Below are 515 nucleotides of genomic sequence, written 5' to 3' on the forward strand. Positions count from 1 at the left end.
AGAATAAGAGACACAATTAGCGCTGATATTAAAGGGACAGCGTACATTAATAATTTTGGTGCCGAACGAACCACTACTGTTGTAACAAAAGGTGCTATAGGTACAGATTGGTCAAGACTATCACAAAGTGGTGTAGCAAATAATGCTGACCATATCAGTCTTATTATGTACTTTGATACTGATAAGTCTGCATTAGATGTTTATATTAAGCTACCTAAGTTAGAAATTGGCAATATGCCAACGGATTATACACAAGCACCTGAAGATATAGTACAAGATTATACCAACCGTGATAACCAAATCACCCAATCATTTACCCAATACCAACAAACCAATGATGGTAAGGTAACAAAAGCCCAAAGTGACGCTACACAAGCCCTTGGTTTAGTAGCTACAAAGGTATCACAGACTGACTTTGACACTAAAACTGGGGACTTAGACACTAAGTACACTAATGTTCAGCAGACTGTAGACACCCAAACTACTGAAATAGCTAATATTAATAAGACTGCTAC

1 protein-coding gene is annotated in these 515 nt (G+C 37.3%); it reads left to right on the plus strand.

Going from position 1 to position 515, the window contains the following annotated elements; translation table 11 throughout:
* On the plus strand, nt 1-515 hold a 515-nt coding region (locus AC5O77_RS22680; protein WP_494507288.1), incomplete at both ends, for a hypothetical protein.

The organism is Stenotrophomonas sp. INTA L402-1, from assembly GCF_059295135.1.